23 protein-coding genes are annotated in these 18,295 nt (G+C 41.4%); 5 read left to right on the top strand and 18 right to left on the bottom strand.

All coding sequences use genetic code 11. The annotated features are described in order from the left end of the window. Positions 1-193: 193 nt before the first annotated feature. On the top strand, positions 194-763 hold the full coding sequence (locus tag BMZ58_RS02255; protein ID WP_075034913.1) for a DJ-1/PfpI family protein: 570 nt from the start codon (positions 194-196) through the stop codon (positions 761-763). Positions 764-811: 48 nt separating this feature from the next. Here BMZ58_RS02255 and BMZ58_RS02250 read toward each other — a convergent pair whose 3' ends face one another. From BMZ58_RS02250 to BMZ58_RS02225, 6 genes are all read right to left on the bottom strand, one after another. Further along, positions 812-1,156, bottom strand: a complete 345-nt coding sequence (locus BMZ58_RS02250) for a hypothetical protein (RefSeq protein WP_075034912.1) — start codon at positions 1,154-1,156, stop codon at positions 812-814. 125 nt (positions 1,157-1,281) lie between these two features. Further along, a complete protein-coding gene (locus BMZ58_RS02245; protein ID WP_208601389.1) occupies positions 1,282-1,800 on the bottom strand; it encodes a DUF6241 domain-containing protein in 519 nt (172 codons plus the stop codon). A gap of 451 nt (positions 1,801-2,251) precedes the next feature. Next, positions 2,252-3,832 (bottom strand): BCCT family transporter, encoded by a 1,581-nt coding sequence (locus BMZ58_RS02240; protein ID WP_075034911.1) that lies wholly within the window; start codon positions 3,830-3,832, stop codon positions 2,252-2,254. 398 nt (positions 3,833-4,230) lie between these two features. Further along, on the bottom strand, positions 4,231-5,175 hold the full coding sequence (locus BMZ58_RS02235; RefSeq protein ID WP_075034910.1) for a ribose-phosphate diphosphokinase: 945 nt from the start codon (positions 5,173-5,175) through the stop codon (positions 4,231-4,233). Positions 5,176-5,472: 297 nt separating this feature from the next. After that, positions 5,473-6,234, bottom strand: a complete 762-nt coding sequence (locus BMZ58_RS02230) for a putative hydro-lyase (protein WP_075035101.1) — start codon at positions 6,232-6,234, stop codon at positions 5,473-5,475. A gap of 54 nt (positions 6,235-6,288) precedes the next feature. After that, the gene (locus BMZ58_RS02225; protein WP_425268634.1) at positions 6,289-6,738 is read right to left on the bottom strand and encodes a P-loop NTPase family protein; all 450 of its coding nucleotides are present in this window, start codon (positions 6,736-6,738) and stop codon (positions 6,289-6,291) included. A 479-nt stretch (positions 6,739-7,217) separates the two neighbouring features. Between BMZ58_RS02225 and BMZ58_RS02220 the strand changes: the two genes are divergently transcribed. Both BMZ58_RS02220 and BMZ58_RS02215 read left to right on the top strand, forming a co-directional pair. Next, a complete protein-coding gene (locus BMZ58_RS02220; RefSeq protein ID WP_075034909.1) occupies positions 7,218-8,192 on the top strand; it encodes a glutathione S-transferase family protein in 975 nt (324 codons plus the stop codon). Positions 8,193-8,204: 12 nt separating this feature from the next. Continuing rightward, positions 8,205-8,711 carry a GNAT family N-acetyltransferase gene (locus BMZ58_RS02215; protein WP_075034908.1) on the top strand — a complete coding sequence of 169 codons (507 nt, stop codon included), beginning with the start codon at positions 8,205-8,207 and terminating at the stop codon, positions 8,709-8,711. Positions 8,712-8,821: 110 nt separating this feature from the next. Here the strand turns inward: BMZ58_RS02215 and BMZ58_RS02210 are convergent, their stop codons facing one another. Beyond that, positions 8,822-9,136: a hypothetical protein gene (locus tag BMZ58_RS02210; RefSeq protein ID WP_075034907.1), complete on the bottom strand. Its 315-nt coding sequence runs from the start codon at positions 9,134-9,136 to the stop codon at positions 8,822-8,824. Between the two features lie 143 nt (positions 9,137-9,279). Continuing rightward, positions 9,280-9,525, bottom strand: a complete 246-nt coding sequence (locus tag BMZ58_RS02205) for a hypothetical protein (RefSeq protein ID WP_075034906.1) — start codon at positions 9,523-9,525, stop codon at positions 9,280-9,282. A 316-nt stretch (positions 9,526-9,841) separates the two neighbouring features. Here BMZ58_RS02205 and BMZ58_RS02200 point away from each other — a divergent pair, with 316 nt between their 5' ends. Continuing rightward, positions 9,842-10,027 carry a hypothetical protein gene (locus BMZ58_RS02200; protein WP_075034905.1) on the top strand — a complete coding sequence of 62 codons (186 nt, stop codon included), beginning with the start codon at positions 9,842-9,844 and terminating at the stop codon, positions 10,025-10,027. 89 nt (positions 10,028-10,116) lie between these two features. Here BMZ58_RS02200 and BMZ58_RS02195 read toward each other — a convergent pair whose 3' ends face one another. The 9 genes from BMZ58_RS02195 to BMZ58_RS02160 form a co-directional block, all read right to left on the bottom strand. After that, entirely contained in the window at positions 10,117-12,141 is a 2,025-nt protein-coding gene (locus tag BMZ58_RS02195; protein WP_075034904.1) for an ABC transporter permease subunit, read from the bottom strand. A 74-nt stretch (positions 12,142-12,215) separates the two neighbouring features. Continuing rightward, the gene (locus BMZ58_RS02190; RefSeq protein ID WP_075034903.1) at positions 12,216-12,587 is read right to left on the bottom strand and encodes a hypothetical protein; all 372 of its coding nucleotides are present in this window, start codon (positions 12,585-12,587) and stop codon (positions 12,216-12,218) included. A 29-nt stretch (positions 12,588-12,616) separates the two neighbouring features. Then, a complete protein-coding gene (locus BMZ58_RS02185) occupies positions 12,617-12,823 on the bottom strand; it encodes a DUF6199 family natural product biosynthesis protein (RefSeq protein WP_075034902.1) in 207 nt (68 codons plus the stop codon). A gap of 74 nt (positions 12,824-12,897) precedes the next feature. Then, complete coding sequence (locus tag BMZ58_RS02180) at positions 12,898-13,419, bottom strand: GNAT family N-acetyltransferase (protein ID WP_075034901.1); 522 nt, start codon at positions 13,417-13,419, stop codon at positions 12,898-12,900. Between the two features lie 4 nt (positions 13,420-13,423). After that, positions 13,424-14,152 carry a P-II family nitrogen regulator gene (locus BMZ58_RS02175; RefSeq protein WP_075034900.1) on the bottom strand — a complete coding sequence of 243 codons (729 nt, stop codon included), beginning with the start codon at positions 14,150-14,152 and terminating at the stop codon, positions 13,424-13,426. Beyond that, a complete protein-coding gene (locus BMZ58_RS02170) occupies positions 14,106-14,876 on the bottom strand; it encodes a DUF1538 domain-containing protein (RefSeq protein ID WP_075034899.1) in 771 nt (256 codons plus the stop codon). Before BMZ58_RS02170 ends, BMZ58_RS02175 begins: the two co-directional genes overlap by 47 nt. After that, positions 14,873-15,565 carry a DUF1538 domain-containing protein gene (locus BMZ58_RS02165; RefSeq protein WP_075034898.1) on the bottom strand — a complete coding sequence of 231 codons (693 nt, stop codon included), beginning with the start codon at positions 15,563-15,565 and terminating at the stop codon, positions 14,873-14,875. The genes BMZ58_RS02170 and BMZ58_RS02165 overlap by 4 nt, the downstream gene beginning before the upstream one ends. A 301-nt stretch (positions 15,566-15,866) precedes the next feature. Beyond that, positions 15,867-16,028 carry a hypothetical protein gene (locus BMZ58_RS20945; protein ID WP_167360008.1) on the bottom strand — a complete coding sequence of 54 codons (162 nt, stop codon included), beginning with the start codon at positions 16,026-16,028 and terminating at the stop codon, positions 15,867-15,869. 70 nt (positions 16,029-16,098) lie between these two features. Next, positions 16,099-16,593 carry a hypothetical protein gene (locus BMZ58_RS02160; protein WP_075034897.1) on the bottom strand — a complete coding sequence of 165 codons (495 nt, stop codon included), beginning with the start codon at positions 16,591-16,593 and terminating at the stop codon, positions 16,099-16,101. A 131-nt stretch (positions 16,594-16,724) separates the two neighbouring features. On the opposite strand from BMZ58_RS02160, the gene BMZ58_RS02155 reads away from it, so the two are divergent. Next, positions 16,725-17,723, top strand: coding sequence for an LLM class flavin-dependent oxidoreductase (locus tag BMZ58_RS02155; protein ID WP_075034896.1), 999 nt, complete (start codon positions 16,725-16,727; stop codon positions 17,721-17,723). Positions 17,724-17,796: 73 nt separating this feature from the next. Here BMZ58_RS02155 and BMZ58_RS02150 read toward each other — a convergent pair whose 3' ends face one another. Continuing rightward, positions 17,797-18,288: an HIT family protein gene (locus BMZ58_RS02150; RefSeq protein ID WP_075034895.1), complete on the bottom strand. Its 492-nt coding sequence runs from the start codon at positions 18,286-18,288 to the stop codon at positions 17,797-17,799. Positions 18,289-18,295: the final 7 nt, after the last annotated feature.

Below are 18,295 nucleotides of genomic sequence, written 5' to 3'. Positions count from 1 at the left end.
TTATTTTCACTCTACCAATAATTTATCATGAAAACATGACAGCTAATGCTTCTCCCTGTTAGTTTTCATGTCATATTTCTACCACGGATCACCCCTTTAATCGTCTCCGGATGATTTTTCAAATATAGGTTTGAATTTGGATACTATCAGGGAATAAACAGTGTGTGTAATTCTACTTTAGGAGGTTGAAAAAATGGCTGCTAAGAAAGTCTTGATTGTCACCGGTGATGCCGTCGAAGCTTTAGAGGTGTATTACCCTTATTTCCGTTGCTTGGAGGAAGGTTTTGAAGTGGATATCGCTGCTCCCCATCAAAAGAAATTGAACACAGTGATTCACGATTTTGAAGATTGGGAGACGTACACAGAGAAAAAGGGATACATGATTGATGCCAACAAAACCTTTGAAGATGTCGATCCCAACGATTACAATGCACTCATCATTCCGGGTGGCCGCGCTCCTGAACACATCCGCATGCACGATGATCTACCAGGAATCGTCAGCCATTTCTTCATTGCAGAAAAACCGATTGCAGTCATGTGCCACGGAAGCCTGGTTTTGACCACGATTGCAGAAATCGTCAAAGGACGTAAATTGACCGCCTATCATGCTTGCCGACCTGAAGTAGAGAGTATCGGAGCCGAATATATGGATGAAATGAATTACGTCGATCATAACCTCGTATCCGGTCACGCCTGGCCAGACTTACCCTCGATTATGAAAGAATTCGTGAAGCAGGTTAAAGGGACGACTGTTAACTCATAAGATATAGAGAAGGAGATTAGCACATCAGACTAATCTCCTTCTTTCTTATTATACTAATTGACGTTCATAAACAACTTCTTCCGTACTCAAGTCAATCGCATCCACTTTCATATCCAATACTTGATCATTATCTTTATTTTTAGAACCCCAAAGACGTATGAAGTTATTAGTATTCGTATCCAGGAAATTAACTTGAACCGCTCTTACCTCTCCCTGTTCCACCTGCTCATCCTGGATCCAGCATTCTTTAAACCCCATGCTGTCCTGACTTAATATGTAGTCTTCCATCATTTTTTTAAGTTCCGGAAAAGCTAATCCGTCGTTTTCAACACAGACACGGTTGAAGTCGTTATAGTCTGTAATGTGGAAGGTTTGTTTAGTTTCGTTAGGCATAATGATTCCTCCTGTTTATCTTGTAATATAAGTGTCATTTTCCCTTATAGGAGGTGGAAGAAACCTAAATTTATTGTTCGATATTTTTAAGCATAAGTAAAACACTCCGTTTCGTTTTTTCTTTATTAAAAATTATTTTCAATATATTGGCGTTCTTCTTCTTCAGATAGAAGGCCCGTTGCTTTTCCGACCGAACCATTTTGCCATTCCCATATTGTATTGTGAACCATAACGGAGTTTGAAAAGTTGCCTCCATCCCACGCTTCCAACGTTTTCTTGTAAAAATCGAAATGTTCGTAATGGCGTTCGGTTTCTTCGATCGTTTTCAAAATTCCAAGCAACCGATCGATTTGTTCAGGGGTGATTTGCTGTTTCCCCCATTTCTCTGCCGCTATGACTTTTTGGTGTGTCATGTTGTGAATTTGTTGTTGGAAAGTTTCTTCTGTAGGAATACCATCTTCGTGGACTTTGACAATTTCTTTTTGTTCCGTAGGTTTGTTGACCTCCTGCATTTTCTGTTCCTGTTCTTCCGTGATGGATTCTGCACTATGTAATCCTGAAATGACACCCCAAGCAATCACCCCAATTACAATAAGAGATAATGCCCCCAATGCATATAATGACCAATTTAAAATTTTCCCCATCATATGGTTTCCAACCCCTTTTTCGGAAGTATTTGTCACTTTGTCACTTCAATTTTCACATCATTACTGCAAAAGCAGGCTCGTTTTCTAACTTCACTATTTTCCCCCAAAGGATATCGTATATAGTACAACGTACCAAACCATAAATTTCCTGTAAATAAAAAACATCTACCACGAGATTGGAGAGACCTGGTAAAATATCACCTCATAAAACACTTTGTGATTTTTGTTCCAGAAACCATTTTCCGATCTTATTGTACATCTTAATAATTAGACGAACTTAAAAGGAAAAAGGGCGGTAATCCAATGGAAATAATCCAATATTAACACTAATCAGTTGCCTTATCACGGGTACATTATTACACTAAAATAATTGAAATCAGGTGGTAAAACATAATAAAGAAGCCGCTTTACTAATCTGAATAAGGGATAGAAAGCGGCTTTCATTTATTTATGATATTTTACGGTCATTTTCTTTTTCTACTGGAACACTATTTTCCCTGATAAGCCCTTGTTCCTTCGCCATCTGTTTAGCGACTTTCGGTGCTAACCAGACAGGCGGTAATAATAACAAAGAAACAGGAACTGCGGTGACCACGATGAAGTTTTGCAATGTTTGAATACTGCTTTCCCCAATACCGAGCAGGGTGGCAGCGATACCGCCAAACAACAATGCCCAAAACACACGAAGGCCACGTGGTGGATGGGTGTCACCTGTGATCGTGACTGCTACAGAATACGACATTGAGTCAGCTGTGGTTGCGACGAAGATGATCGTAACGATTAAAAATCCAGCTGCCATAACCATCCCGAATGGTACTTGTTCCATAATCGCCATGACGGCAGCAGGCATTCCTGTTTCATTCAAGGCCGTAGAGACAGCACCAGGGGCCTCTAACTCATAAAACAGACCAGATCCTCCTACAACGGCGAACCAGAAGTTACTGACAATCGGAGCAATGATCGCTACTGCAAGTATCAGTTCCCGGATTGTACGTCCTCTGGAAATACGACTGATGAACATCGCCATCGCCGGTCCGAAACCGAGGAACCAACCCCAGAAGAATACAGTCCAGTAACCGAGCCAACCACTATCTCCGCGGTAAAGACTCATACGGAGAAAGTTTTGAATTTGAAAAGCTTCCGCAGCGATGAATGAATCGATGATGAACATGGTTGGTCCTAGAATGAGCATGGCAATCATTAATACGACTGCAAAACCGACGTTCAGACGACTGAGAAGTTGAATACCTTTATCCACTCCAGAAGCAGCAGAAATGGCAGCAATCGTCACAAGGAAAATGATCACCAGTGACTGAGTAAAAATAGTATCCGGGATATTGAACAAATAATTGAGCGCATAACCGACTTGTAATCCTAAAAAGCCGATCGGTCCGATCGTACCTGCTGCTACGGCAATGACAGAAACAATATCGGCGGTCGCTCCGATGAAACTTTTCTTATTGAAAATCTTCTCCCCTACCATCGGATACAAAATCGCCCGTGGCTTTAAAGGATAGCCTTTATGATAGTGCGCATACATAAGTACAATCGTAGCTACCGTCCCTAAACAAGCCCATGCGGTGAATCCCCAATGGAAAAAGCTTTGAGCTAAACCAGGTACGACTGCCTGAGCACTTGTCATCCCCTCATCTGCAAAAAGCGGAGGCGTCGTCAAGAAGTGATAAATCGGTTCCCCGGCAGCCCAGAAAACCCCGCCACTTGCCAGCAATGTACAAAGAATCATGGATACCCAACGGAACCATCCGTTTTCAGGACGGTCCAATTTTCCTAATTTCACTTTTCCATATTTCGACAATACTAACGAGATACCAACTACAAATGTAGCGAGCAGTAGCAATTGCCAAAAGGCTCCAAAGAATGTAACGGAAAAGTCGAACGAGCTTGAGATCCATTCTCCCATCAGGTCTTTGTTTAAAAGAGACATCAATAAAAATAACACGAGAAAGCCTCCACTGATACTGAATGTGATCCAGTCCATCCTCGTTCTCCTATTCGTTTTTTCGTTCATTATTTTCCTCCTAGGTTATTTAACCTGCTATAGTTAAGATTATTTGTAAATCTATTACGAATATAAATGGTTTTGTTCTTTACACGTTCAGAAAACGAATACTCCTCTTGTTCTTCGACTTTTTTCACATAAAGATTAATTATAGAGATGTCCGTACATCACGTCAAAGTCACAGTTTGGCAAGGAATGATAGGATGTGGAAGCAAATGGGGGCTGTGGTAGCCTAACTGACTGTGAGCTGTGAATCCAGCATGTACAGCACGCCATACATTTACTATTTATGCCTGTAAAAAATAAGGACATGAAAAAAGCAGCTCATGTCAGTACATGAGCTGCTAGATTGGATAAAACGGGAATTTTTTGTTGTTCACTAGCAGGAAGTGCTTCTAAAATATATATTAGTCGAACAGTACACTCACAGAATATTCGTGCTGGACACGTACCAATGCATCTGCTAACAAAGGAGCGACAGAAAGAATCGTCATTTTATCAATCTGCTTCTCTTCCGGCTGGAAAATGGAATTTGTGATCACTAATTCTTTTATCGGAGATTGTTCAATTTTTATTACAGCAGGGTCAGATAAAACGGCGTGTGTACCGCAAGCATAAATGTCGTTGACGCCGTTTTCATGAAGGATGTCAGCTGCTACCGTAACCGTACTTGCTGTATCCATCATGTCATCGACGATAAGGACGTTTTTCCCTTCCACATCTCCGACTACATCTCTTATTTCCGGCATGCCTGGCTCCGCTTTTCGCTTATCGATGAAAGCGAGTGGGGCATCCAATATGTTGGCCATCTTCCTGACCCGATTCATCCCACTTGTATTAGGCGCGACGACAACCAGATCATCAATATCTTTCTTTTTAAAATGCTTCCCTAAAATCGGGATTCCCTGCAACTGATCCACCGGAATATTGAAGAAGCCCTGGATTTGTGGGGCATGTAAATCTAAAGTGATCACTCGGGATACGCCTGCTTTCTCCAGTAGGTTGGCGATCAACTTCGCTGTAATCGGTTCACGTGGACGGGCTTTGCGATCCTGGCGCGCATACCCGTAGTAAGGGATGACGACATTGATCGTTTTAGCAGACGCTCGCTTCAAAGCATCTACCATGACTAAAAGCTCCATCACGTGTTCATTGACAGGCTGGGAAGTGGATTGAACAAGATAAATATCATCTCCACGTACACTTTCTTCGATGTTGACTTGCATCTCGCCATCACTGAAACGGACGACAGAACTTTTTCCTAAAGGCACTTTTAAAATCTCCGAGATCTCTTGGGCTAATGGTTCGTTGGAATTCAAAGTAAAGAGCTTCATTTCTGATTGTGTGTCCATATGTATCTCTCCTGTGCTAAAAGAAGTTATTAAAGAAAAACTTATCATTTGCTTCGATTCTAAGCAAACGTTTTTCACCTATATCTATTTTAATCCTCATAGCTTAAATTGCAATAATTTACGTTCAGAAGCATCCATTCATTCAGCTTCCCCTCAATAAAAAGAAGTTATTCCATCGGGATACTAAATTCTTTTCCATGCTTGCCCAGCAAACTCAATTAACCGCTTCACATAAAAAATATCATCCATTTCCTTACATCCTGTTTGTCCAGGAGTGTTCTCGAAGAAATAACCAGACTAGTAATTCGCATCCATTTGATCTGTAATCAGCATATGACCAGGAGCATGAGTAATCATGATGGTGGGCTTCGCCTGCAATGCGGCGTTCTGCGGAGTCACTCCACATGCCCAAAATACAGGGGTGACTTTGGCAGGATCAAAATCGACCGCTTCCCCATAATCTGGCTTTTGCAAATCTGTAATCCCTATCTCTTCCGGATCACCGATATGGACAGGGCTTCCGTGCGATTGTTCAAAACGATCAGAAATGGAAAGTGCACGCTGTACTAACTCATTAGGTACCGCTCTCATACTTACGACCATATTCCCTTTAAAAATCCCGGCTGTTTCTAAAGGAATCGTCGTATCGAACATCGGAACCACTTTTTTCTGCACCTGGTGAAACAATGGAATGCCTTCGTCCAAAAGTGCTTGTTCAAAAGTGAAGCTGCATCCGATCAGAAATGTGACAAAATCCTCCTGCCATACATCGGAGATATTCAAAACCTCTTCTGTGAACTTCCCATCCCGGTAAATCCGATAGCGCGGCAAGTCTGTCCGGATATCTGCTTCAGCAACCTTTGGAACGGTCTGTCCCGCTTCCATCACTTCCACTAATGGACATGGCTTCGGATTTCTCATGCAGAACAATAAGAAATCGAATGCGTAAGCTTTAGGCAGTGTGACGAGGTTCGCCTGAGTATATTTTTCACACATCCCTGAAGTTGTCCCCGTATTTTCTTCTGTTCTAAAACTCATTCGTATATCTGAAGGCTTCATAACCATACAATCTCCCCTTTATAAAAATGTTATGGATAACTAACTATTCATTTATCAATTGACAGCCGAAGTAGAATCCTTAAAGAACCTATTGATGCACCTGTTAGTTCGGGCAATGAAGACTTTGTTCTGAAGGTCTGCATACACATTAAAAAAATTTGGCTTGCCGCCTTCTTCAAATTGTTTGTTCCACTTGAACATCTTAAAAAATATTTTTATCGTCGGCTTGTAATTCGACTTCTCTAAACAAAGTTTTTGAAAAATGAATCGTTTGATGATTCGATAGGTTCTGACTGAATATTTCGTATCCAGGAATATAACCAAATCTGCCTTATGGAAGCTTTCTGCTACCCATGATTCGTTGTGCACACCTTCCACAATCCATTCTTCCGATTGAAGTAGTTCTCTTAAGTATTCTTCCCTTTCCTTTTCTGTTCTTCTCCTGTCGCCTGAATTATGTCGCTCCCACACAACGTTGTCCAATTCATAATAAGGATGTTCCATGTGGAGGATAGTCGCTTTGCCAAAGTAGTCTTTCCACTCGCTACAGAACCAATGATATGTATTCGCTTATATTTGTGCACTGTAACCTCCTTATTATACAAAGAAATACACCTCTTATTCACTCTTTCTATTAAAGCTTATCAAACCATCATAAAAAGAAAACAGATAAAAAGAAATTTTCAACCTTATGGTAGAACAGGGCCCTGGATGCTCCTGATCTGTACGTATACCACCTTCCTATTTTCTATTTTAATTAGGGGTTTGGCCGGCCTGAAACTAATGGGGAATCACTTTGGCCAACCGCATATGGGGTAGATTTCAAAATGCAGATCGTCTGTACAGAGGTGATAAAATTCAAACATTACAAGAGTGCTGGATAGGATAAAACCTAAAAGATTAAAAGGCTAATTTCTTGACGGTAGTAGGAGAACGTGCGATAAACAAGATACAATAAATATCTTGAAAGTGAGGGATTTTTGATGAGTTCTACGAAAAAGCCAGCAGAAATAAGCAAAGATGGTTCCTTCAAACGTCAGACCAATCGCTTTACAGCCCCTTTCGGAGAAGAGCTTCCCATCGATACCGAAAAATATCGGCTGATATGGTCCCCCGCATGCCCGTGGGCCCATCGTGCTGTGATCGTTAGGAGGATTCTAGGGTTAGAAGACGCGATCAGTCTTGGCACGGTCAGTCCGATGCGACCACAAATCAGCCGGGTCGATTGGGAATTCTCCCTGGATGAGGACAATCAGGATCCTGTGCTCGGCATCCAGTATGTCAGCGAAGTTTACTTGAATGCTGACCCTGAGTATGCTGGCCGCCCTACTGTTCCAGTCATGGTCGATGTCGAAGAAAAGAAAGCAGTCAACAACGATTACTTCCACTTGACCAACTATTTTGAAACAGTCTGGTCCCCTTTTCATAAAAAAGGTGCTCCAGACCTTTACCCTGGAGATTTACGCGATGCTATTGATGAGCTGAGCGATGCAATATTCCATGACATCAATAATGGTGTATACAAATGTGGATTCGCCCACTCCCAGGCTGCCTATGAAGAGGCGTTCGACCGTCTTTTCGCCCGTCTCGATGAGCTGGAGGAAAGGCTGTCCCACAACCGCTTCCTGCACGGCGATTATATTACAGACTCCGATGTGCGGTTATATACGACGCTTGCCCGCTTTGATGCTGCCTACTATAATGGCTTCCGTACAAACCGTAATTTGATCCGCGAATTCCCTAATTTATGGGGGTACGCACGTGATTTATATCAGACAGAAGGCTTCGGTGACACGACAGATTTTGATGCGATCAAGCAGCATTACCACTTGTCGATCACCATTAATCCGGACAGTACAGAAGAAAAGATTTTACCTAAAGGACCTGACTTGTCTGTATGGGAAACACCACATAACCGGGAAGAAATGAGTAATAGTAAGAAAATGTTCCGTTACTAAAGGAGAAGCTTGATGAAGATTATTGTAAGAGAAGCTAAAAAAGAAGAATTAAAAGAAGTCCGTCGACAACGTGTGGCTGCTTATGAAGATCATACCAAGTCCATACCAGCCGGACACTGGGAAGCATTAAAAAAGGCGATTTCCTCTGAAGCTGATCAACAGCCCGGCGTAGATTTGCTTGTTGCTGAAGTAGAGGGAGAAATCATGGGGAGTGTCGCTCTTTTTCCGGCTAAAACAGATGCCTACGAAGGATTTGTAGATCAGCTCGATTATCCGGAGATCCGCGTGCTTGCAGTTTCACCAGAGGCACGAGGCAAAGGGATTGCCTCTAAGTTAATTGACGAGTGTATCCTTCGTGCAAAAGCGAAAGGATTCAAAGAAATCGGCCTTCACACAGGGGATTTCATGAAAGATGCAATCGCTTTATATCAAAAATATGGATTTGAGCGGTTGCCGCAACATGACTTCGAACCAGCCGATGACGGCATTATCGTCAAAGCATTCCGAAAGACTATATAAATAGTATCTACTAAGTGCCAGACCCCCACCTTACTAAAGCAGTAACTCAGCGGGGGTCAGGCACCTCCCAAAAGACACTCTGTTACCGGAGTGTCTTTTGTTTAATATTCCTACTCATACCGCAAATAATTGTAATTGGACGTAGGCACCCTTTTCACGATATTGCCATTCTCATCTTTATAAACCTCATACTCACGATAGGTTTCCACTTTCGTCCCATCAACAATTTTTGTACCTTCCAAGATCATTCCCAATTCCCATGTAGTGGAAGGGGAATTACCTTCGGATGAACTAGTTTCTGTGTCATCCGTATCTACACTTCCCGGTAAATTTGAAGGTTCCAATGAAGTGCTGTCGTGTGAATCCAGATACCCGGCAAAGAGAAATATAAACAATAACATAAGGAAAGGGAAATATTTTTTCAAGGCATCAACCTCCAGCAAAAACTCTATGTACAAGCATCTTATGCAGAAGGAAAACATAAAAGAAGGAACATTCATAACGAACGCCCCTTCTTTGGCAAGAAATAATGAGAGTATAACCTTTCTAATAAAGATTAAGTGGATTATTATCCGTAGAATCCTCCATGGCCATGATGGAAGCCTCCTCCGTACCATGGAGAATACCCTCCGTGACCATGATGATAACCGTAGCCTGGTGCATAGGTGCTATGTCCATGTTGAAACCCATTGCCCGGAGCATATGTTCCTTGGCCATGGTGATACCCGTATCCCGGGACATAGGTGCCATGTCCGTGGTGGTACCCGTAACCTGGAATGTATGTGCCATGCCCGTGGTGATAGATTCGATCCAAATCATCGCCCCCCCTTTTACTCGTTCATCCTAGGGTATGAGCAGATGGGTTTTGATGTATAGGCGAAAAATTATTCAAACACCCTGGGTATCCCTGACCAAGTTTGAATAAGGACGCTTGAGTTAATAGACCGCTATCATCATAGCCCCTTTGATAAAATTAATACCATAATCAATTAGTTCAGGGCTCTGTGACAATCTAATAACACACATTACATTCCATAGTTCCATATGTTGGTTTTTTGATACATAAGAATAAATAGTTTCTTAAGGGGAATAGGGTAATTGTAAGCCAAAAACTCAAGGAGGATATTCCAATGTTATGGCTTTTACTCTTGATCCCTATCGTATTGATTGGCCTATCCATTTATTTTGAGCGGAAACGCAAAAAACAACCTCATGTGAATATGGCTAAGGAAGAAAGAGCTGCTTTTGAAGAAATGTACAATAATGAAGGTGCCGGTACAAAATCTGCAGACCCGAAACATAGTAAGCCATTTTAATAAATAACAAAAGAGTTCCTTCCCCTCCACTATCTAAATAGGAGAGGGAAAGGAACTCTTTTCATTACAAAGAAACTAGGCTTGGAAAGTCATTCAAATCCCGTTTTGTTATGGGCAAATTCAAAGCTATTTTCATCTATGGATAACTTTCTTTGTTCATTACCAACTCCCCCCTTACCCATTCGTTTTATCCCCTTCTTACCCTCGTGCAATCCGATAGCTCGTTGTTGATGTTCTATTAGTCTGTTTCTAATAGTTTGAATAGAGAATATTAATAATACATAAGCAACTAAAACGGGAAGTATGAGCCAATATCGCTCCGTCATGATGCCGATCCGCATCGTTTCAAACATGGACGTCCATTCATAAAGCAAAGATTGAGAAGCTCCTTCTCTATTACCAATGATAGTTCCTCCCAAGAATATCCCTAATACCCCCAGATGCATTAATACCTGAAGTACCTGAATCATTTGTTGGGCAGACAAATGAATTAACCTCGGTATCAAATGTAAGGTCATGTGTTTAAAGAAAACCTTACTTTTACTAGCTCCTAATAAAATGGATGCTTGGATGAACTCTTTCTTTACCAATTCATCTGATTCTTCACCTATAGTATGGAGGACAACCGGGATCGAAAAAACGACAAGAATGACTACCTCTAGTATAAAATTCGGCACCATCAGGTTCTCAGCTGTCATCCTCTCATTCCCATGAAACCTAATGCGGTCGATCAATAATAAATAGGTAACTAAGGATAGTGGTAAAAACTGCATGCCATCAGCAAGATAGTTGATGATTTTTTTCGTACGTTCCCCGAACCAAAACACATATGGAAAGGCGAATAGGTATCCTGATAATATCCTTACAAAAGATATACACAATACCACCCCTACCGTATATTTAGCACCAGTGAGCAACATTGTCCATATGGGATAGCCATTCAAATTACTTCCTAACCATAAGATTCCATCGTCGGGTCGATGAGGAGGGGTTTGATATTCACCAGCCTCATCCTGGTATATTCCATAAGGTTCAACAGGGACTTCTGCACTTACCGTGTAACTAATGCTTAAGACAGTAATACCTATCATGTATCCACAACCTAAAAGAAACGTTGGCTTCCTGCTTACATCTTTAAAAGCAGAAACCATTCGCTTAATAGAATCAAATATTAATTCCATATTAAAAATTTGCTTGCCACCTCTTCTTGAAAAGGCATTTGCAGCTGTCAACATTTTAGGCGGACGAACCTGCTGGGAGACTGGTTCCGTTTTTATGAGACCTTCAAGAAAAGTATAAATAAGAAAAAACGGGGTGAAGATTAAAATAAGAGCTACAGCAAGAATAAAGGGACGAGTATCAAAAAAGATTAACCGGACGATTCCATAAATATTATGTAAATACTCGATAACTAATAAACTCGATAAAGTGAACCAGACAATCGGTTTAGATTGGATAACAAAACTTGTCTTTATATTCCTGAAACAATGTTTCAACAAGATATATGTTTTACTGAACCCTTTACTTCTTGCCAATTGCACATAATCCTTAGTCCATTCCTCTTCCAACAAAAGTAAAAACAGGCGAAAAAACAAGACCATTGGTAAAATGCATAAAGATAATATTGGCGATAAATAAAGCTTTTCTTCTCCCAAATAGACAAACGGAAACAGGAGAACATCAAATGTATTAAAATACCAAACCACTAACATTTGTAACAAAAACAAGAATAAAATATCCGGCATTGCTTCTAAGCTATTTAATGATGTATGAATTCCCCGCTTCCACTTTTGAGGTATGCCCATACAAAATAATGCAAGGGCCATCCCAAAAATGATTGCAATCAATAATGCGGAAAATAATATAGTCATGGAGTAAAGGTAGTTGTCAAAAATATAAGAGAATAAAGGCTTCTCCACGTATTGAGTACCAACACGATGTTGAAAAACCCATTCAGAAGGAGAGCCTATATTTCGAAGGACACCCCAAACGGTCTGTAAATAGTAAAGAAAGTCAAAACGATACCCGTGCTTAAACAACACTGGAACACAACTGAGGAGAATAATACCTAGAACACTAACAAGATATTTTGTGAACCCATTGACTACCTTCATTTAACCACATCCAGATTTCTAGTCTGTTTATTCTCCTATACGGATACCTTCATCGGAAGTTTCATATTTATCGTCTATTCTTCAAAGAAAAAGTTCTCCAATTCCGTCAGATTATGTGTCCGGAAAGCGATCCCTTCTGAATCAATGACGATAAACGCTGGTCTTTTCTCAATTTTTAATAGTTTTTGATAATCATAAGGTTCTGTCGGGATACGGTCATAGATCTCAAAAGCGTACAGTTTGTTTTCCCAAACCTCAGCATCATTGAATACCTCGTTTATTTTCGATTGGAATTCTTCAGAGGAGGTCTCTTCATCTTTAAAAGCAAACACACTATACCGATCATCGACTCGAGGTTTTAAGTCGTTTATTAATTTTTCCTGTTGGGATGAACAGCCAAATAGAAACAGAACCAAAACAAAGACAAAGACTGGCATCCTCTTCATCTGATCCCCTCCAAACTATGCTCTTCCACCTAAACAAATATATCAACAATATTCAATGCGCCAAAAATCATAAACAGAACACCGGTAATTTTAGAGATCCGGATATATAGATCGGAGGGTCCTTCAGCGTCTTTCGAGCGCCAGCTCTCTGTGATCCACCATAAAAGCCACGGCACTGTTATCATCCAGAAACCGAATATTAGAAAAATGACCGCCAAAAAAATACTTCCAGCCAAACGAAACCCTCCTACTTCTAATTCTCTATTTATCAGAAAGTTGATGATCCTTTTACTCTCCTTATTTATTACACTTACGAAAAAGCTGGTGGATAATCCACTATGCCAGATACTTTCTCCAGCGCTCCTTTTTCCAATTCCAGGGCCATAAACGCCTCATCAGGTACTTCAAAAGGTGCGTGGATGTCAAAACTTGAAGCTTTCGCAAAGCCGAATTTTACATAGTAATCCGGGTGGCCGAGTACGATGACAGATGGGAATCCAAGCTGTTTTGCATGTTGTAACCCTTTTTGAACTAACTTTTTACCGATCCCTTTGTTTTGTTCTCTCGGTAATACAGATACAGGAGCAAGGGCGAGCGAAGTTACGGAATGTGTTCCGTTATTGATTTGGATTTTTGTCAATAAAATATGACCGACGATTTCTCCATCCTCTGTAGCCACTAAAGCCAGCTCTGGTATATAACCTTCTGTATTTCTTAACTTCGTAACAAGTTTGTGCTCTGTTTGATCACTCCGTTCCAAATTTTCAAAAGCTTTAATGATCACTCGTTCAATCATCTGATATTCTGTTTCCTGTTCTTGTCTGATTACCATCGGCTTACTCCCTCATTTCATCCTTCATCTGCTGGTTCAACAAATGGTTGATGCCTACAGTTCGTTCTACATCCACTACAAAAGCAATCCCACGTCCAGGTTCATCTAAACGTGCGCCGTGTTCGATCGCACGTAATACTTCGGCACTCTTTTCTTTAATGATCAGGGTAAGGACGACTTCTTTTTCCGGCTCTATTAGTATATTGAAAAGTTTTGCTTTTTCATGGATGCCTGTTCCGCGTCCCGTGATGATTGTTCCGCCTTCCGCCCCAGCATCTTTGGAAGCGTCCACCACTTTTTCGGCATCTCCTTTATTAACGATAGTTACGATCAGGTCGTAGGAACGTTTCTGTTTTTCCACTTCCATCCCTTCCTTCTCCCCGTTTTGTTCTGCTTCGAGTCCTAGTCCAATCATATGATTGATTCCACTTATTTTTTTCGTATCTATGACGAAACCAATACCATGTTTCGGCTTATTAAGTTTCACGGATTCGATGATCGCTTCCATTACATTCGGATAAATCGATTCAGAAACGAGTGTCAATATGACTTCCCGTCCCCGCTCCACCGGAATTCCGAGGAACCGCTTTTTTTCATCCATGCGGACCCCTTTTCCAAAAAAGGTCGTCCCCCCTTGCGCTCCTGCCAATGTGGAGGCATGGACGACTTTTTTCGCTTTTTCTTTTTTAACGATCGTTACTATGAGCTTTTGGCCGGATTTGTTCTTTGACATATTGCTCCCGCTCCTTTCTTTTGTATATGACTCCAAGGGTGAGTACGGATAAGATAGGAGCTAAGGCGACGAGAGCAACCATACCAAATCCGTCCAATAAAGGGTCCCGTCCTTCGGTGACCGATGCAATACCTACGAACATTGCCAAAAGGAAGGTGGCTGTCATCGGACCTGTAGCCACTCCGCCCGAATCAAAAGCGATAGAGGTAAATGTTTTGGTAGAAAATTTAATGATGATCAAAGCTAGCACGTATCCAGGGACGACTAAAAACCAAATAGGAATACCAACAATGATCCGCACCATAGAAAGAGCGATCGATAGCCCGACACCAAAGGATAATGTATAAAGCAGGACTTTTTGTGGGATGTAACCACCGGATACCTTCTCAACCTGATGGGTGAGTACACTGACAGCCGGCTCTGCATAAATGGCGACAAAGCCGAGTACGAATCCAACTGGTATCAACAACCAACGATGATCAATCATACCCAGTTTCTCTCCCATGGCCGCACCAATAGGTAAAAAACCGATATGCACGCCTTGTAAAAATAAAGCAAGGCCCACATAAGTTAATAGAAAACCTATGAGAATATCTTGTAATTTACTCCATGGAAGTTTTAAAAAGATGAATTGAAAGATGAGAAATAGGAAAAAAAGTGGAATGAGAGCGGAAGCAACGTCCAGGAGTACGTGCCAGAAACCTTCAAAAAATTGAATTGTCACCCGTAGATCACCCCTAAGAGGAGCACAGATAAAATAGGTCCGATCGAGGCTAATGCAACAAGCCCGAATCCATCACTGGAGGATGATTTCCCTTTCATGACAGATGCCACCCCGACCCCTAAAGCCAGAATGAAAGGAACCGTAAGCGGACCTGTAGTAACTCCACCTGCATCAAAGGAAATCGGAACAAATACAGAGGGTGTAAAAGCAGCCAGGAGAAAAACGAGAGCATACCCTCCGGCAAGAAGATAAACAATATTGATGCTGAAAATAATCCTGACCATGGCAAGCGCAACGAAAATAGCCACACCAATGGCGACAGCTAAAATAAGGATATCCATTGGGATTTGACCACCGGAAACTTGATCCACTTGTGAGGAAAGAACGCGGACATCCGGTTCAGCAATGGTGACGACAAGTCCAAGAAGAAACCCAAAAAATACAATCAGCCATACTTTTTTCGTTTTAGATAAGGCGGAACCGATCATTTCTCCGACCGGGAGCAAACCGATATTCACACCAAGCAGAAATAATATAAGACCTGCTCCTACCATGAGAACGCCGATGAGAAATTGCAAGAACATTTCCATCGGAAGCCAAATCAGCGTAAATTGGAGTATCGTTATGACAATCGTGATGGGGAGAATGGAGAGGATGACTTCAAGGATGGTTTCTTTAATGTTGTCCATATAAAACCCCCTTTTTTAATGTGTAGTGAGGAGTCGATTCCGAGATACAAATGAGAGTTACGGGCTACGGAATCAATCAGTAGACTGTCCATTATTACAATTCTAAAAGAACTACCAAAAGCCTATTTTTTAGTTATATTTCAAAATATCTCGATATTGTTTGTTCATGTAAGGATGGTTATATAAAAAACAATAATAGAATTCAGGAAAAGTATTACTATATTCAGTATATCATGGAGGTTTGTGCTGTATGATAAGCAACGTAAATGAGAGAGTGATTTTATACTATTCCTGTTCTTTTCTACATTTTTCTCATAGCGCGGCGCTCGGCGTATGATATACACTTTCTGCATACGAGAACCGTTTCCTTCTGGTCGTTGATATATTTCTGTGGTTGTGTTGGTTTCATTTTGCAGATGGCGCACTGTTTTGGAATGAATAGACGCTTCAAACGTTCGAACATTTAAAATCCTCCATATTATTACAGTGATTCCATTTTACTAAAGAAAAGGTATGTTATCCCTTTTCCATGCTCATGTTCGATTCTTTTGAAAGTGATATACGAGGAGAACCAGGAGGCTTAAGAAACCAAAGAATACAAGGGTTCCTATTAACAAATCATTGCGCTCAACATTCACGCCATTTTCTAAATAATGACCGGTGACAGCTTCTTGTTCACCTTTGAAGCCGTATATTCCTTCCCTTTCAGCTTTCAGGTACACTCCCTTCCTCACTTCAACAGCAATCGTATCGGATGTAGGAACACCAATAATTTTGTAATAACCTGTCCCTTCTTCATACGCATTTGAAAAATTCCCTTTGTGTTGGTTCATGTCAGAATATACGGTCACTTCTCCGATCCGCTTTCCGGCATTTTCTACTCGATTTTCAGTCTTATCTTCATCCACTACATAGATAAAATCATTCCAAACAACGAATTTATAAGCCCATGATGTGCCTGAAGTAATAGTCGGATAAGCTAAAAATGGGAACAGTAAGCTACAGAGCAACACGATGAAAATTCGCATGATCCTCCTCCTTACCAATATAGCGTTTTACTAGTCGAGGAAGTTTCAAAACAGATTATTTTGATACCCGAAATAAAATTGGTAATATAAACTATACCGTTTTAGATTCCAAAGAAAAGAGGTTCAATCATATGTCTAACAGTGAATTACAAAATACAAAATTTTCCGTACTTGATTTAGCTCCAGTCGTCGAAGGAGGCACACCGGCAGATTCTTTCCGCAACACGGTAGATTTAGCTCAACACGTTGAAAAATGGGGATTCACAAGATATTGGATGGCGGAACACCATAACATGCCATTCATTGCCAGCTCGGCAACTTCGGTAGCGATCAGTCACGTCTTGCATCATACCGATTCTATCCGTGTCGGTTCTGGAGGTGTCATGCTTCCAAACCACGCCCCTTTAATCATTGCCGAACAGTTCGGTACGCTCGAAACGCTTTTCCCGGGTCGCATCGATCTCGGCCTCGGTCGTGCACCTGGTACAGATGGAATGACTGCCCGAGCATTGCGCAGAAGCCTGGACTCCGATCCGAACGAATTCCCTGAGATGTTAGATGAACTGCGCGGCTACTTTACAGGTGACAGTCATATCCGTGCGATTCCTGGAGAAGGGCTTGATATTCCGATATGGTTACTTGGGTCTAGTGGATTCAGTGCTCAACTTGCTGGCCAACTCGGACTTCCTTTTTCGTTTGCGAGTCATTTTTCACCGAACAACACAAGAGGCGCATTGAACTTATACCGCTCCAGCTTCCAACCTTCGGAATCGTTGGACAAACCTTATGTAATGATAGGTGTCAATGTTGTTGCTGCCGACACAGATGAGGAAGCTGAACGATTAGCGACTTCCTTGCAACAGCAGTTCCTAAATCTTGTACGCAACACGAACCATTTGTTGCAGCCCCCTGTGGATGATATGGATGAAGTATGGACACAACAGGAAAAAGCTGCACTCATGCAACAACTAGGCGCATCCATTATCGGTAGCAAAGAAACCGTGAAAGCAAAACTGGAGGAATTCCAATCAGAAACAGGGGCCGACGAAATGATGGTCATCTCCCAAATTTATGACCATGATGCCCGTTTGCGTTCCTATGAAATTATTTCTGAGTTATTGAATGACTAAATCCGCCTTGCACTCATAAGAGGAATTCCCACTAAGGGAATTTCCTCTTTTTTATTATAAAAAAGTGAGAAAATTATCCCTCTCGCCCTTTCCTCTTCAGTTCTTCCTTCAATAGTCGAATCCCCTCCATGACTTCCTCACGATTGGATTTCTCCTTCCTCGCATGAAGCAATACGGGCCGGACAGATTCGACTGAACGACCAAACTCATACATCCATCCATATCTCGGTACCATCCATAAATGAAAGTGGTGGGTCGTGTCTTCATTATAAAAAAAATACACATACTCGATTCCCAAAATGTCTCGTTGGGCTTGTCTGATTTTAGCAATTAATTTTATGTAATCGAGTTGTTCCTCCTCTGTCAACTCATCCATGCATTTGATGTGACGCTTAGAAGCTACAATGACTAATCCTTTTATTGGATAAGCGACATCCTGATGGGCATGAAAATGATCTGTTTCAACGATCACTCCTCCATCCGGTTCGACCTTCCCACTCGTTATGGCACAACTCAAGCAGTCAACCTTTATTATTTTTCCGTTCGCTAAGGTAACTTCCTTCACATTGGAG

The sequence above is a fragment of the Halobacillus dabanensis genome (assembly GCF_900114165.1).
In the GTDB taxonomy this organism is placed as follows: Bacteria; Bacillota; Bacilli; order Bacillales; family Halobacillaceae; genus Halobacillus; species Halobacillus dabanensis.
This window is presented reverse-complemented; position numbering and strand designations above follow the sequence as displayed.